15 protein-coding genes are annotated in these 14,330 nt (G+C 52.1%); 9 read left to right on the top strand and 6 right to left on the bottom strand.

Annotated features, from left to right (window positions below; translation table 11 throughout):
- The first annotated feature begins 12 nt into the window (after positions 1-12).
- The gene (locus KDM89_RS05410; protein ID WP_230427694.1) at positions 13-411 is read left to right on the top strand and encodes a GFA family protein; all 399 of its coding nucleotides are present in this window, start codon (positions 13-15) and stop codon (positions 409-411) included.
- Here KDM89_RS05410 and KDM89_RS05405 read toward each other — a convergent pair.
- Positions 402-860: an Lrp/AsnC family transcriptional regulator gene (locus tag KDM89_RS05405; protein ID WP_212686923.1), complete on the bottom strand. Its 459-nt coding sequence runs from the start codon at positions 858-860 to the stop codon at positions 402-404. The two genes, KDM89_RS05410 and KDM89_RS05405, sit on opposite strands and share 10 nt — an antisense overlap.
- Before the next feature lie 116 nt (positions 861-976).
- On the opposite strand from KDM89_RS05405, the gene KDM89_RS05400 reads away from it, so the two are divergent.
- Both KDM89_RS05400 and KDM89_RS05395 read left to right on the top strand, forming a co-directional pair.
- Positions 977-1,321 (top strand): NIPSNAP family protein, encoded by a 345-nt coding sequence (locus KDM89_RS05400; RefSeq protein WP_212686922.1) that lies wholly within the window; start codon positions 977-979, stop codon positions 1,319-1,321.
- Positions 1,314-1,793 carry a hypothetical protein gene (locus KDM89_RS05395; protein WP_212686921.1) on the top strand — a complete coding sequence of 160 codons (480 nt, stop codon included), beginning with the start codon at positions 1,314-1,316 and terminating at the stop codon, positions 1,791-1,793. The genes KDM89_RS05400 and KDM89_RS05395 overlap by 8 nt, the downstream gene beginning before the upstream one ends.
- A 105-nt stretch (positions 1,794-1,898) precedes the next feature.
- Here the strand turns inward: KDM89_RS05395 and KDM89_RS05390 are convergent, their stop codons facing one another.
- Complete coding sequence (locus KDM89_RS05390; protein ID WP_212686920.1) at positions 1,899-2,234, bottom strand: hypothetical protein; 336 nt, start codon at positions 2,232-2,234, stop codon at positions 1,899-1,901.
- Between the two features lie 584 nt (positions 2,235-2,818).
- Between KDM89_RS05390 and KDM89_RS05385 the strand changes: the two genes are divergently transcribed.
- The 5 genes from KDM89_RS05385 (at position 2,819) to KDM89_RS05365 (ending at position 10,870) form a co-directional block, all read left to right on the top strand.
- A complete protein-coding gene (locus tag KDM89_RS05385) occupies positions 2,819-4,858 on the top strand; it encodes a ferritin-like domain-containing protein (protein ID WP_212686919.1) in 2,040 nt (679 codons plus the stop codon).
- A complete protein-coding gene (gene bufB, locus KDM89_RS05380) occupies positions 4,858-5,811 on the top strand; it encodes an MNIO family bufferin maturase (RefSeq protein WP_230427693.1) in 954 nt (317 codons plus the stop codon). The genes KDM89_RS05385 and bufB overlap by 1 nt, the downstream gene beginning before the upstream one ends.
- Positions 5,793-6,680 carry an HvfC/BufC N-terminal domain-containing protein gene (locus tag KDM89_RS05375; RefSeq protein ID WP_212686918.1) on the top strand — a complete coding sequence of 296 codons (888 nt, stop codon included), beginning with the start codon at positions 5,793-5,795 and terminating at the stop codon, positions 6,678-6,680. Before bufB ends, KDM89_RS05375 begins: the two co-directional genes overlap by 19 nt.
- Before the next feature lie 566 nt (positions 6,681-7,246).
- Positions 7,247-8,791, top strand: a complete 1,545-nt coding sequence (locus tag KDM89_RS05370; RefSeq protein ID WP_212686917.1) for a methyl-accepting chemotaxis protein — start codon at positions 7,247-7,249, stop codon at positions 8,789-8,791.
- A gap of 708 nt (positions 8,792-9,499) precedes the next feature.
- Positions 9,500-10,870, top strand: a complete 1,371-nt coding sequence (locus KDM89_RS05365; protein WP_212686916.1) for a jacalin-like lectin — start codon at positions 9,500-9,502, stop codon at positions 10,868-10,870.
- Between the two features lie 118 nt (positions 10,871-10,988).
- Here the strand turns inward: KDM89_RS05365 and KDM89_RS05360 are convergent, their stop codons facing one another.
- Positions 10,989-11,342: a CZB domain-containing protein gene (locus tag KDM89_RS05360; protein ID WP_212686915.1), complete on the bottom strand. Its 354-nt coding sequence runs from the start codon at positions 11,340-11,342 to the stop codon at positions 10,989-10,991.
- 164 nt (positions 11,343-11,506) lie between these two features.
- Positions 11,507-12,382 carry an AraC family transcriptional regulator gene (locus KDM89_RS05355; RefSeq protein WP_212686914.1) on the bottom strand — a complete coding sequence of 292 codons (876 nt, stop codon included), beginning with the start codon at positions 12,380-12,382 and terminating at the stop codon, positions 11,507-11,509.
- A 173-nt stretch (positions 12,383-12,555) separates the two neighbouring features.
- Between KDM89_RS05355 and KDM89_RS05350 the strand changes: the two genes are divergently transcribed.
- Positions 12,556-13,095 carry a carboxymuconolactone decarboxylase family protein gene (locus KDM89_RS05350; protein WP_212686913.1) on the top strand — a complete coding sequence of 180 codons (540 nt, stop codon included), beginning with the start codon at positions 12,556-12,558 and terminating at the stop codon, positions 13,093-13,095.
- Positions 13,096-13,565: 470 nt separating this feature from the next.
- Here KDM89_RS05350 and KDM89_RS05345 read toward each other — a convergent pair whose 3' ends face one another.
- Complete coding sequence (locus KDM89_RS05345; RefSeq protein ID WP_212686912.1) at positions 13,566-13,802, bottom strand: hypothetical protein; 237 nt, start codon at positions 13,800-13,802, stop codon at positions 13,566-13,568.
- A 287-nt stretch (positions 13,803-14,089) separates the two neighbouring features.
- The coding region (locus KDM89_RS05340; RefSeq protein ID WP_212686911.1) for a hypothetical protein at positions 14,090-14,330 on the bottom strand (241 nt) is incomplete at its 5' end.

Raw genomic sequence — 14,330 nt, 5'->3', positions numbered from 1 at the left:
CAAAGGAAAACGATGATGACAACCAGAAACGCTGCCTGCAGTTGCGGGCAATTGCAAGCGACCACCAGCGGTGATCCGGTCAGGATTTCTGTTTGCCACTGCTTAGCCTGCCAGCGCCGTACCGGCAGCGTGTTCGGGATGCAGGCACGGTTTCCGCGTGCGCAGGTGCAGATTCGCGGTGAAAGCCGCGTCTACACCCGCATTTCAGATGACGGCAATGCCGTGGATTTTCATTTTTGTGCGCAGTGCGGTGCCACCGTGTTTTATCACGGGCAGGAAGATGATCCGCATATCGCGATTCCGGTTGGCGCTTTTGCCGATCCGGCATTTCCGCCACCGGCGTTTTCCGTATATGAAGAGCGCAAACATCGCTGGGTGACGATACCCGGCGATGTGGAACATCATTCGTAGCGAATCTGATCGGCAGGCAGACGCGGCCGCGTTTCATGCTGGCTGGACAACACCACTGAGGTAGTGCTGGTTCCGAGCTCACCCAGTGCTTTCAGGATGGCCTGTAAATGTTCCGGCGAACACAGCGCCACATGCAGCAAGGCACAATAAGTGCCGGTGGTGGCATGTACCGCCAGCACCTCCGGATGGCTTTCCGCCCAGCTGTCCAGTTCCGCATGCGAGCGCACCGTGACCTGAATCAGCGCTTCAAAGCTGTACCCCAGCTTACGCAAGTTCAGCTGCACACCATAACCGCGTATCACACCCTGCTCTTCCAGTCGTCTGATCCGCTCCGCTACGGCCGGCGAAGTCAGATGTATGCGACGCCCCAGTTCTGAGTAACTGAGCCGCGCATCTTCCTGCATCAGCGCCAGAATTTTGCGGTCATACGCGTCCAGTTCAAAATTCAAAGTCTGTCTCCTGTTTTTCTTTCATTTTTGCGGCCAGCACCCGCCGAAAACCTTGGTTTTTCTATGGGTGAAAACCGCTGCTGACTTTACCATGATTGCTTTCACAGGGAGCATCTATGCATGAAAAACCACTGATAGAAATGCGTTGCTACCGGCTGCATGCGGGCAAAGCACAAACGTTTGAAAAACTGATGCAGGAGCAATCCTTACCTTTACTGCGCAGCAGCGGATGCGAAGTTGTTTATGTCGGTGCATCACTCGATAAGCCGGAACACTATGTACTGATACGCGCTTATCAGGATCTGGCAGACCGTGAGCAAAGCCAGCAAGCGTTTTACAGCAGTGCTGCATGGCGCGAGGGGCCACGCGCTGCGATTCTTGACTGCATCGAATCTTCGGTGGATTTTTTGCAGCAGCGCTCAGTGTTAACAAATATCTTTACAAAGGTAAATCATGAATAAAGACTTCGATTTTTATCTTGGCCGCTGGAAGGTGGAAAACCAGCGTTTGAAAGCGCGGCTGCAGGGATGTCAGGAATGGGAAAGCTTCACAGCAGTGCAGCACAACAAGGCGCTGCCCGGCGGTATCGGCAACTACGATGATTTTGTGGCAGATGACTGGCGACCCGGTTTTACCGGTATGTCTCTGAGAATTTTTGATCCGCGCACGCAGTTATGGTCAATTTACTGGCTGGATAATCTGAGCGGTGGTCTGGATGCACGCGGCTATTTACAGCCACCGGTGGTTGGTCGCTTCGAGAATGGCACAGGTGTTTTCACCGGTGAAGATACCCTGGACGGTAAACCGATACTGGTGCGTTATACCTGGTCGGATACCCACACCGACACACCGCGCTGGGAACAGGCGATGTCTGACGATCAGGGAAAAAACTGGGAAACCAACTGGATTATGCAAATGAGCCGCGCGGACTGAGCTGCCGCACGTTGTCTCACCTTAAATTCACTGCGCGCTGAGATCAGATAAATTTCCAGTCATCAGCGCGGAGCTTACTGTATTTCTATTGGTGAGAATTCGTGCTTACTGTGCAGCACCGATTTCCAGTCCGAAATAGAATTCATCCACCGGGGACGCCGGAAATTTCAGGGTTTTGATTTTTTCACCAACACAACCGGTAAAGTTATTTTCAGCTTTCCAGAAAATCTGCTTTGCATCCCCTGTCGGGGTAACGCTGAATACCAGACCAATGCCGTTCGCCATCGAATAATTCGTTTTTCCGACACATTCCACCAGCGCAGGCCCGACCAGACGCGAAAACGCCGGACGCATTTCATTCAGATACCAGGCGCGGGTAGCCGGATTGGTTGCATCGGCCTTTCCCTGCGCCATTGCATCCGTGTAATTATCCGCAGCCATACTCAGTTGTGCAGTCGCTGACTACAAGCCGGTCAGTGCGATTGCCTGAAAAATTCGCTTCATGTCCTGCATCCTTATCATTTGATTCACGAATTGTGCATTTTATAATCAAATTTCACTATAACTTGCACAATAGAAACATAATCCGTCTTGATTGTCGAAGCCGCGCAACACTTGCTATGCAGCCAGCTCAGTTTTGAAAACGGATATTTCCGCTTTCTGTCACGTAAGCGACACGTTAAACACCGCAAGTAAGCGGCAAGGATTTGCCGGATTTTCCGGACAGACGGATGCTGAAAGTTATCTGCTTTCAGGGTGCCGGACGCTCTCATTTTTTATTTTTTCAAAACAACACTTGCAAGGAAAACGGGATTGTTCTGATCCGGATTTTTTTACTATTTAACGTGTAAATTAAAAATAAGTTCATGTTTTATGATGACAGATTTCACGCATGTGAAATCGCATAATTTGTGAATTAACAAAGTTTTTTTCTGTGTACATTACACTCAGATCCGCTGTTGCTGAAGCATCGCTAAGACGTCTTGCCAGCTGTATTCACCTTTTGCCAGTCAAGGAGACACTCTATGTACGCAGCCTTACCCGAAGCACCGCAGGAAGCGATCAAGAACCGGCCGCTGGATTTACTGGCCACCGATACAGCAGCTGTGCGCGCGATTGCGCAGGCAGCGGTCAGCGTGGAATTGTTTACGATTCCGCTGTATATGACATCGATGTATTCGATACAGGGAACGCATCAGATCAATTCCAAAGGCAACACGTTCTATAAAGGCCGCGAATGGCCCGGTCTGGCACCGACTGCGCGTCCGCATACCGCAAACCAGAAAGCTTTTAATATCATTTTCAGCGTGTTCATTCAGGAAATGCTGCATTTGCAAATGGCAGCCAATCTGGCGACGGCGATTGGTGTGACGCCGGACTTTACCAGTGGCTCCGGTTTGCAAAATAAGAATCGCGGCTGGACCTGTTACGGCGAAAACAATTCTGTAATTCCGTGCATCGTAAATCTGAAAGATACGCACTCCTATCAGCATGTCCGCGTCAATCTGGAAGCGCTGAATCACAATCAGGCAGACTTATTTCTGGCCATCGAACAACCGGAAAAACAGGCACGCGAACAATTGCGTGCCAATGCGCACAAATACTTTCCGCAAGTCCCGTTTGCTGGCTGGACGCCGGCCAAGGGTTTCACAGATTTACCGATGTTCGGCACAATCGGCTATATGTACGAATGCTACGCAAAGTACATCAGTATCGAATACACAGATGGACAAACGCTGTGGGATAAACTGTTTGTGCGTACCGCTGTGCAACAGGATATGTTCAACGTGCGTTCCGGCCCGGGCGGATCCCATCCTGAAGCGGAATATCCGAAATTCAAAACCCTGTTCGATCCGGAAGATAAACTCAGCGACCAGCACACCAAAGCGATTGATATGATGTGTGCGATCACCGATCAGGGCGAAGGCAACGCCACCGGCATCGGCTTTTACCGCCGTCATCATTTACTGAAAGTGGTTCAGCCGGATTACCGCGAATCTGACAGCGCACTGAAAGTGGATTATCCATCCTACAACGGTGATGGTAAGCCTGTGGAATCTGCCACAGCCGTCGCCCGTTTCGACAGTGCGGCATATGATCACTATGAACGGTTTATGACCGTGAAAGCGATTCTCGAATCGACGAGCGAGATCGTGGGTGAGCGTCTGATCACCTGGGAGCAATGGCATGCTGCCGGTCATGTATGGACAAAAGAAATGCTGACCAACCATGAATACCATGCAGAGACTGCGCATAAGAATATTCCTGCACCGGAAGACGTGGCAGGCGCGCTGAACCGGCTGAAACTGGCGAAAGCCACCTATCAGACCCTGAGTCAGGTTTCCGCCGGATCAATCTATGGCATCACATCAGTGCTGAATACTTACTGGCAAAATCAAAAACAGGATTTCCCGTATCCATCCATGGTGGGTTCGGGTGACCGTATTTCGATCTGCTGGGCGATTACCGGCAAAGCACCGGATCTGAGTGTGGATGTGCCTTTGCCTGATCCGGCTGTCTTGTACCACGCATGTCAGGGTATGGATCTGAATGCCGGTGCGAAAGATCAGAATTGCGCAGCGATTGCGGTGTATCACACTTGTCGCGGCTCCAATGGTTGTCACGCACAGGGTGGCTGTGGCTTCGTCCAGCCGGATTCCGGTGGCGGTTCATGCGGCGGCAGCAGTTGCGGGCAATCTGCAAAAGCAGCCGCACCAACAGCGGTCCACGGACAAAATCTGTGCGGCGGCCCGAAACCGCCAGCCAGCCTGTACAGTGCGCCCAGCGATAACAAATGCAAATCCTTCGGTGGCTGCGCGGTGCCAATCTCCGCATCACAACTGTTCCCGTCGTCCGGCGCTATGCAGTTGTATAACTTTGCCGATACACCGGAACACAAATCAGAGCCTTTACCGGCATCCGATAATCTGAACTTTGCAAACGGTGATGCGGTATATGACATTGCCTGGGCAGCTTATCAGCGGGTAATGAAGGAGCGTGGCCTGCCGGTTGCGGACAAACCCGCGCCGACTGATTTGCGTATCGCCATGCCGCCATCCACCTGATGATGACTGCAAAGTCTGCACACGACTTTGCCCCGCCGCGCCTGGGTCTGCCTGACCTGGGCCCCGGCGTGGGGCTGCGGCATCCGCACTTCGCCCATATTCTGGAACATGGTGCGGGTGTCGGCTGGTTTGAAATTATTTCTGAAAATTATATTGATAACTACGGACACTCGCGCTACGTGCTGGATCAGATCCGTGAACAATGTGCGATTGTGATGCATGGCGTATCGATGTCGATCGGCAGCACCGATCCGCTGAATATGCTGTATCTGCAAAAACTGAAAGAACTGTCGCGCGAATTAAACGCTGTCTGGGTGTCGGATCATTTATGCTGGACCGGCGTGGCAGGCATCAATACCCATGATCTGCTGCCTTTACCGCTGAACGAAGAAAGTCTGCAGCATGTGATACGACGTATCCATACCGTACAGGATATTCTGGAGCGGCCGCTGATTCTGGAAAATCCGAGTACCTATCTGCAGTTCCGCCATTCCACCTTCAGTGAAGCGCAGTTTCTGGCAAGCTTGTGTGCTGAAACCGGCTGCGGATTGCTGCTGGATGTTAACAATGTGTATGTCTCTGCGTATAACCACGGTTTTGATGCAGAGGAATACATCGATACGCTGCCTGCTGAACATATCGTACAAATTCATCTGGCAGGGCCGACCGATTGCGGCGATTACCTGATCGATACCCATGACCAGCCAGTACCGGAAGCTGTGTGGAAATTGTATGCACAGGCCATGCAGCGCACTGGTGGCGTATCAACGCTGCTGGAATGGGATGCCACGATTCCGCCGTATCCCGTAATATTGGAAGAGCTGGGTAAAGCGCAGCATGTACTGAAAGGGCAGATTCCGGCAACGGGCATTCAGTCGGCAGCCGGGGTTTCTCATCCTCTGCAGGGATTATTCGCCATTACCGGAGAAACGGCATGCACCAGCCTCCCTTAGCCGTACTGCAAAGCTGGTTTCTGCACGCACTGGGTTCCGGCCTGCCGCTGCAGGAATTTGCGCCGCAACAGCTGATTTTGCCGGAGGGTGAGGAAGTCGAACGGCTGAGCATTTACTCGCGGGCTTATGTGCTGCGTTTGCAGGAATGTCTGGAAGCCGATTACCCGCTGACAGCAGCGCTGATGGGGCCGGAGCTTTTTTCTTTCTTCTGCGGCCGCTATATCCGCCAATCCCCTTCCCGTTCTCCGTCTCTGTACGATTTCGGCGAAGGATTTGCAGATTTTTTGCAGCGTACGCAACCGCAGAATGCGCCGCAACCCGATCCCGCGCTGGCCTTTCCGGTGGCGCTGGCCAGACTGGAGCGTGGTTTGCACCGCGTGATGCGTGCGCCGGGGCTGGAACCGTCCAGTCAGACCGCCGCCGGTCTGATCAACGAGACTGCGGCATCAGCCGCTGGCTTTGAACCAGACATTACGCCGTTCGGCGCATTGTCCGGCCTGTTGCGCCGCCCTGAAGACTGGGAAGTCACGCCCTGCCTGCAACTGATGGAATCCCCGTTCCCCTTACGTGCTTACTGGATCGCTGCCAGACAAATGCAATTGTCTGATCCGGATGCGATTCCTTGTCCTCCCTTACCTGCACCGGAACCAAGCTGCATCGCGCTGACACGTCAGCATTACCGCGTACAGGTGCTTGAACTGGAGCGCTGGCAATATCTGTATCTGCAAGCATTATCAGCAAATAAGGGTCAGGAATTAAGCTTGCAGGATTTGTCTGAGCAACATTCTGCAGCGGAGCTGGAAGCGGAAATCGCCGTGTGGAGTGCAACCGCAGCAGCGCAGGCGCTGATCATGCCACGGGTGGCATAACGGTGAATGCTTGCCCCCGTTAGCCGGTTCACATAACACCAGCAACATTCCTTAAAAACGCCCCGGAACCCGCTGAAAATGGGCTGAATGCGGCATTCAGCACAGGCATCCGGCGGTCGTCGGCGAATTCTGCGGCGCTCCGGAAATGCCGGATGACGATTTCTGCACGGCCTGCCTGTCACATTTTTAACCAGCGTCAATTCCGCTCACTAAAGACCTTTCTGATTTTTTCCCTTGTACTAGGCTGAAAATATGACCAGCCGTTCACGGCGACTGTCGAAGTTCTGGCTGAAGCGATGCGACGTAATGCGAGGCGTTGCAATACGTTACATATCGTCTGCGCCTCGTCAGTCCGGCGTAAGTAAGGAAGCAAATAATTTTAATATTAATAATTTTCAGTTTTTCCGGCTATTTCTGACTTGCTGCGATGCAGATCAGGTTTCTGAGCCGGTTGTCCGCTGTACTTGCTGCCACATTTGCAGCAACACCGGCGGTCATGCTTTTCGATTGCACACGTATTTGTTGTTCCTGCCACGTATCACAGCTGTACTAACAGGGGAAACACCATGCGCATCAACCAGCCAGTTACCAATCAGGCATATCACTTGTCTGAAGCAGCCACGCTGATGTCCACCACCGACACTAAAGGCATTATCCGCTATGCCAACACCGACTTTGTTGCCGCCAGCGGTTTCACACTCGAAGAACTGCGGGGTCAGCCCCATAATCTGGTGCGCCATCCGGATATGCCACCTGCCGCATTCGCCGATATGTGGGCAACCTTACAGCAAGGTGAACCCTGGACAGCGCTGGTAAAGAACCGGCGTAAAAACGGCGATTACTACTGGGTGCGCGCGAACGCAGTGCCTGTGATCCGCAATGGCGTGCATCAGGGCTATATGTCGGTCAGAACCAAACCCGGCGATAAAGAAGTACAGCAGGCCGAAAAACTCTATGCGGACATGCGCAGCGGCAAAGATACCGGCTTTCGCCTGCACAAAGGCATTCTGGTCAGAACCGGAGCGAAAGCCTGGCTGTCCGCATTCCGTACTGTCAAATTACGGACTCGCCTGCGCCTGAATATCGCTGCCGGATGGGTGCTGATGGTACTGACTTCGCTGGGATTTTACGGTTTTAACACGGCACAGGCGGGCTTCATCGCAGTGATCAGCCTGCTGGCCGCTGGCTTGTCGGCCGCACTGGAAGCGCAAATCGCCACACCGGTTGAAAAAATTCACCGGCTGGCACTGGATGTAGCCACCGGTAACAACCGGAGCGCCGTTCATATTAACCGGGTCGATGAACTGGGCATCACAATGCGCACCGTCAGCCAGCTTGGGCTGATGTTCCGCTGGCTGGTGGATGACGTGAATTCTCAGGCCGAATCTGCCCGTGAAGCAGTCAATGAAATTGCGCTGGGCAATATGGACCTCAGCAACCGCACAGAACAGGCAGCAACCAGTCTGGAACAGACCGCGTCATCGATGGAGCAGATGACCGCCACCATTCAGAGCAATGCCGAAACAACCCGCCATGCCACCGGCCTTTCATCCACCGCTATTAACGCAGCGACCAATGGCGGTCAGTCGATGGAAAAAGTCATCGCCACGATGGGAACAATTTCAACGCAATCTGAAAAAATCGTCGACATCATCAGCGTCATCGATGGAATTGCGTTTCAAACCAATATTCTGGCGCTGAACGCCGCAGTTGAAGCCGCCCGCGCCGGTGAGCAGGGACGAGGATTCGCAGTCGTCGCATCGGAAGTCCGTGCGCTGGCACAACGCAGTGCAGGTGCTGCCAAGGAAATCAAAGAGTTAATTTCAAATACTGTCAGCACCGTGGATGACGGCACCAGACTGGTCTCCGAGGCAGGCGATACGATACGGGAAATGATCCGTCAGACAAAAGAAATCTCCGCACTGATCGCCCAGCTCAGTACCGCGACACGGGAGCAAAGTGATGGTATCGGCGCAGTCAATGATGCGGTGATCCAGATGGATGACGTTACCCAGAAAAACGCTGCACTGGTGGAGCAAAGCGCAGCCGCTGCTGCCAGTCTGGATGCGCAGATGCGCTATCTGGTCGATGCCCTTTCCGTTTTCCGATAAGCCTGCATCGCGTCGCCGGATAGCAGTCCGGCACGCAAGCATCCGGTTGCTGCTGTCTGGCTATCTGCCTGTCTGACTGCAGCCGATAGCCTGAATATTTCCTCATCCCCACCGCATCCCTTCCCCTTTCGTTTCATCCCTCCGAAATCAGCTTTCCTCCGGCAAGCCTGGCAAACGCCAGTGCCTGTCGTTGTCAGCGTACCAACAACGGGTAACTATAAAAAACGCAAAAAACACGCCAAATGCGGTGTTCTGCACAGGGATCTGGCTGTCGTCGGCATAAAGTCCGGGGTTCCGGTTTTAATGAATGGCGATCCTTGCATAGTTTTCACCCTCATTTCCCCTCTTCTTCCGTTTTCTTCGGTTTTCGCATGTCGCACATGGGAACATTGTGCTGCCTTCCTCTTCTCTCCCGCTAACAAGAAAACTGTATGCGCTTACATGATTCCGGACGACATCAGCAGTACCGGACATTCAAGCGGCCTTCTTTACATGCTATTTACAGATAAAATTTTTTATATCATATGTAAATAAAAATTATTTTTCTTTTCGAACTCAAATTATATTGAATTAGTAAAATTCATAAACTACTATGCCTTCGCCATGAGTTGAGGCATGGCAGACCGGGCCGCTGGTCCGGGCATTCTTTTCGCATACGACTCCGCTCCGGAGTTATCCGATTACTGATACTGCTCTGAGGAATATGAAATGACAACGAAGAATACGGATGTTTTTGGTGGTCACGGCGGCAGCGAATTTACAGATACTCATGACGTCGCCAGCTGGGGACGCATTACTCAAATCCATATCCGCCACGGTGCGGAAGTCGATGCAATTGCAACCACTTATGCAAACGGCCAGTATCTGAGCCACGGCGGAACCGGCGGCACACTGACCACTATTTCCCTGCGCGATGATGAATTCATCACCTCCGTTGACCTGCGCTCCGGTGCACGTCTGGATCAGATCACACTGCACTCCAGCAAAGGTGTGACCTACGGCCCTTACGGTGGCAATGGCGGCAGCCCGCATTCCGTCAGTTTCGGCAGCGATGTGCTGCAATATTTCTTCGGTCGCAGCGGTGCGCGCATTGATGCGATTGGTTTTGCCTACGGTACGAAACCGCCGGTAACACCGGGCACCTACACCCGCAGCACATTGCAGGGCGGCGACGGTGGCTCTGTGTTTGATGATCTGGCCGTCAGCGGTTATCTGCTGGGCAAAATCAAACAAGTAAAAGTCCGCTCCGGCGCACGAGTTGACCGTCTGGAAGTGACATATGCGGGTCCGCAAGGCTCACCGGTGACCTACAGTCATGGTGGCAATGGCGGTGACGATCATCCGGCATTTATACTGAATGACGATGAGTTCATCACAGAAGTGTCGGGCCGCTCCGGCGGACGTCTGGATCAGATTCAGTTCACCCTGAATACTGGTCGTAAATCCATCGCTTACGGTGGCGGTGGCGGCTCACCGTTCAGCCTGAAATCTGCTGATGGCGTCATTGCATCGTTCTTCGGCCGCTCCGGCGCTGAAATCGATGCAGCCGGTGTTTACTTCGCCAAAGCGATTCCGTCCCGCATCGAAATTCTGTCGATGGAATTCGATACACAGAATTTCTTTGTTCAGCCGTCCACACCGACCGTACTGGCAACGATCAAAATGACGAACAATCAGAGCCAGCCGCAAACGGTTTCCACGACGCAGACAATTTCTTACACCAATACCGACTCCACCAATATCAGCATTACCAATGAAGCATCGGTTGCCTTTAAAACGAGTGCAAATTTTATCGTTGAAAAAAGCGAACTGACCGTCGGCTACAAACTGGGTGTGACTTATGCGACCCAGTCGACACAAAGCGTCACCAACACCTCGGCCTTCACTTTTTCCGCAACAGTACCGGGCAACAGCACGATCACTGCATCGTGCGTGGCACAACAGGATAAATACGATGTGCCGTGGACTGCGACGGCGCTGGTCTATTATCAGAATCAGTCCCAGCCGGAACGTGTCACCAATCTGAAGGGCGTGTTAAAAGGCGTGCAGGTGGTGAACCTGACAGCGGTTTATAACTGATACGCTGAATCCGCAAAAAAAGGAGCGATGCCATAACATCGCTCCTTTTTTCACTGCAAAACGGCTTATTTTCTTGTTACCGTCATCAGCCAGTCCTGAATGTCACCGTCCTGTATATTCAGGTGCCGGCTTCTTTTTTGAGCTTACTGATGGCCAGGCTGACCGCACTGGAAGCGCTGGCGTATGGCGTACCCGCGTCAAGGGCTTTTTCAGCCTCCTGATAGGAACCTTTATTAATCAGTTTTGCAATCTTTCCGGCTTCGGTATGAAAGGTGGCGTGACGAGATACACAGTCGCGGTAACTGGTCAGTCCACCGATTCTGGATTTGGATTCAGCGTACAACCATTTACCGAGATCACAACAATGATCTTTGCCGATGGTATCTGCATCCAGCTGTTCTTTTGCTGAAATTGCCTTACGAAACTTCACTTTCCACTCTGCATGTTTTGCAATAGCTTGCTCTAAATCCATGGGTTGCTCCTTTGGTTAAACAGTTGCTGCCTGTGTATTTGAATTCATCATAATCGAAGATGTCCGACATGAATGTCAGACATTTTGAATTCCCGTAGCGAACGATTGATTTCAAGCAAACTATGCGAATTTCATGGCAATGCATCTGTACTGAACCAGCGAACTCATGTTTTCTGCTCACGTTGTTGCCTGAGCCATGCGCCGGGCGCGCATCCGTAACGCAGACGAAATGCCTTGTTCAGACTGCTCTGACCGGCAAATCCGCACGCGGCGGCAACAACCGCCAGCGGCTTGCCGCTACGCATCAGGCTGATTGCACGTGTCAGCCGCCAGTCACTCAGATATGCCGCCGGCGTACTACCGGTTATCGTCTTAAAACTGGCAGCAAAGGCGCTGCGTGACATCGCTGCCGTGCCCGCCATGCGCTCAAGAGTCCAGTCTGCTGCAGGATCACGGTGCATCGCCAGAATGACTTTTGCCAGCCGCGGATCTGCCAGTCCGGCCAGCATACCGCGCTGAATGCCAGCTTGTTGCGGATACTGCAGCAGCCAGCGCAACAATTGCACCAGCAATACCTCAAACAAACGCCCCGCGAGCAACGCTGATCCGCAAGCGACGGCTTCGGTTTCTGCGAACAATAATTCCAGTGTCTTTTCCAGACCGCGACACTGGGCTAAGGGAAGAATTAACACCGGCGGTAAGGCCTGAACCAAAGGGTTTTCATCACCACCATCGAATTCCAGTGTGGCGCAAACAAAGTCGGCACTTTCTTCCGGCGCATGAATGAAGCTATGGGCAACCGGTCTCGCATAAAACAGCAAACTTGGTTCCTGTAAGCGTACTTGTGTGAGCTTTCCATCCACACCGGGATGCTGAACTTCTAATTCACCGTGCCGCAATACATGCATAAATGCCCGCCCCGGCTCGGCGGCGAAATGCTGATGTCCGCACAGAGATCCTGCATGGAACAAGCGTGCGCGAATCCGGAACTGGTCCAGCAACTCGCCAAGGCGATCCGGAGAAAAGTCATGATCAGGCATTTTTGGACGATTAGATAAGTAATAAAGACTATTTTAATCCATTCGTCCTGAACGAACTGCAATACTTTGTCTGTCGGCGCTGCTCTGCAGAAATTCACAGCGACGCTACCGGAACTCTTTCTTCAGATTGTGGTTCCGTATTCCCTGACTGATATCCTGAAAGGAAACTTAACATGACACGAATTTCTCTGATTAATCCGCACGAAACAAGCGCCGACCGTTCCGCGCTGCTGCAACAAATACATGGCGCATTCGGCGCTGTACCAAATATGTTCCGCGCCGTTGCCAATTCCCCTGCCGCACTTGCCAGTATGTGGGGTAGTTTTGGTGCGTTAGGAAATGGCGTTTTGCCCGCAGCACTGAGCGAGCAGATTGCTGTTGCGGTGGCCGAAGCAAATCGATGCGACTACTGTCTTGCTGCCCATACCCTGCTCGGAAAAAATGCAGGTGTCAGCGCTGAAGCAATGGCCAAAGCACAACTGGGATTATCCGACGACCCTAAAACTGCAGCAGCATTGCAATTCGCCGTCAAACTGGTACGTCAGCGCGCAGCCGTCAGCGATACAGATATCAATGCAATCCGTGACGCCGGTTACAGCGAACAGGAAGTGGTCGAAGTACTGGCACATGTCGCACTCAATATCTTCACTAACTATGTCAACGTCGCCTTCAACACGCCACTGGACTTCCCGGCCGTGGCATTCCGCAGCTGATCAGCCGTACTGAACAGCTCCGTTTGCAGGGCATCTGTCTGCAAACGGCTAGCGCATAAAATGCCGGCGCACAGCCGGCTTTTTTTGGCGAAGTTTCCTGTGTTTCCCCAATCTTGCGGTAATCGGCGCCGACCAAAATGCAGGAAGTTACTGTGCAGTTATCATCATCTGGCATTTTCTAAGAGCCAGACTTTCTGCCGACGATCACCGGATGGCTATGCAGAACACAGCATTTGAGGCAATTCCGGCGCTTAAAACTCATTTGATTCATAGTCATGCGTGCGACCGCGAGGTGACGGGATGTGTTTCCCCACGTGGAATGCCAGCTCAGGCACAAGTGCACCTGCTTCTGTCGACTTTAAGATAGGCGATATCCGGCTGTCGCTGAATTTCAAGTTTTCATCAAGAATTTCATGCGTTGATCGTACGAGAAAATTCCGATTTTTATCGCCCGGTAATTTTCGGGATGATTACCGAATCACGCGAACAGTATGGCCTGCATTCTGAAATTTGCGACCCCAATATTGCGAGCCAGGACAGGATTCCATAGCAACGATGCACGTTGATGCCGTTGTCGCAAATTCGGCAAGTTGAGTGCGATTAAGTTTCTTACGTAACAGCGGCTTGCCTTTCTCATCCATGCCAACCAAGTGAAACCAGTTCTTGCCAAGATCAATGCCAATAATGTGAATCGCTTGTGTGCTCATAATGACCTCCCGTAAAAACTTCAGTATGCCGATGATTTCGCAGGGAAATTTTTAGAGATTAGGTTCCAGTCGTCAAAATTCGTGTAAAAATTCACTTTTACCTATGTTGGTAAAACGGCATCAGCGTAGCCTCCTACTACAATGTAAAACCAAATTCTGTGATATAGGGATATCGAGGATCAACTACCGTTACCGAAGAAGTTGCCATGGCTTACTTTTACGGCGAAATTCACTTTAGCAGGGGATCAGTGCTCATTGCCTGATTCAGATGATCTGACGATACAATTTTAGAGATTTTTTTGTGCAGATATCTGCATTGGCTGTTTTCGGAGAGCCAGAATTTCTGCCGTGGAGCGGGGAGCTGGTGTGCTGAACACCGCATTTTGCCTGTTTTCTGATCTGCAAAGCACAAACCCGGCGGCAGCCGGGTTTGTTTTGTCTTTGTCTTTGTCTTTTTGTTTTTGACCTGGTCTTTGCTTAGTTCTTGTTCTTTTCCCGCTTTCCGACCGCACAAAGCAAAACCCCCGC

Origin of the sequence: Cognatundibacterium luofuense, assembly GCF_018139685.1 — a bacterium.
GTDB classification, from domain to species: Bacteria; Pseudomonadota; Gammaproteobacteria; order Burkholderiales; family Burkholderiaceae_D; genus Undibacterium; species Undibacterium luofuense.
Note: the sequence above shows the minus strand (reverse complement) of the source record. Positions and strands in the feature narration are given on the sequence as shown.

What these genes read in the sequence shown, in the direction of transcription:
- KDM89_RS05410 (WP_230427694.1), top strand. Translation starts at nt 13, where the DNA reads ATGATGACAACCAGAAACGCTGCCTGCAGTTGCGGGCAATTGCAAGCG.
- KDM89_RS05400 (WP_212686922.1), top strand. Translation starts at nt 977, where the DNA reads ATGCATGAAAAACCACTGATAGAAATGCGTTGCTACCGGCTGCATGCG.
- KDM89_RS05395 (WP_212686921.1), top strand. Translation starts at nt 1,314, where the DNA reads ATGAATAAAGACTTCGATTTTTATCTTGGCCGCTGGAAGGTGGAAAAC.
- KDM89_RS05390 (WP_212686920.1), bottom strand. Translation starts at nt 2,234, where the DNA reads ATGGCTGCGGATAATTACACGGATGCAATGGCGCAGGGAAAGGCCGAT.
- KDM89_RS05385 (WP_212686919.1), top strand. Translation starts at nt 2,819, where the DNA reads ATGTACGCAGCCTTACCCGAAGCACCGCAGGAAGCGATCAAGAACCGG.
- bufB (WP_230427693.1), top strand. Translation starts at nt 4,858, where the DNA reads ATGATGACTGCAAAGTCTGCACACGACTTTGCCCCGCCGCGCCTGGGT.
- KDM89_RS05375 (WP_212686918.1), top strand. Translation starts at nt 5,793, where the DNA reads ATGCACCAGCCTCCCTTAGCCGTACTGCAAAGCTGGTTTCTGCACGCA.
- KDM89_RS05370 (WP_212686917.1), top strand. Translation starts at nt 7,247, where the DNA reads ATGCGCATCAACCAGCCAGTTACCAATCAGGCATATCACTTGTCTGAA.
- KDM89_RS05365 (WP_212686916.1), top strand. Translation starts at nt 9,500, where the DNA reads ATGACAACGAAGAATACGGATGTTTTTGGTGGTCACGGCGGCAGCGAA.
- KDM89_RS05360 (WP_212686915.1), bottom strand. Translation starts at nt 11,342, where the DNA reads ATGGATTTAGAGCAAGCTATTGCAAAACATGCAGAGTGGAAAGTGAAG.
- KDM89_RS05355 (WP_212686914.1), bottom strand. Translation starts at nt 12,382, where the DNA reads ATGCCTGATCATGACTTTTCTCCGGATCGCCTTGGCGAGTTGCTGGAC.
- KDM89_RS05350 (WP_212686913.1), top strand. Translation starts at nt 12,556, where the DNA reads ATGACACGAATTTCTCTGATTAATCCGCACGAAACAAGCGCCGACCGT.
- KDM89_RS05345 (WP_212686912.1), bottom strand. Translation starts at nt 13,802, where the DNA reads ATGAGCACACAAGCGATTCACATTATTGGCATTGATCTTGGCAAGAAC.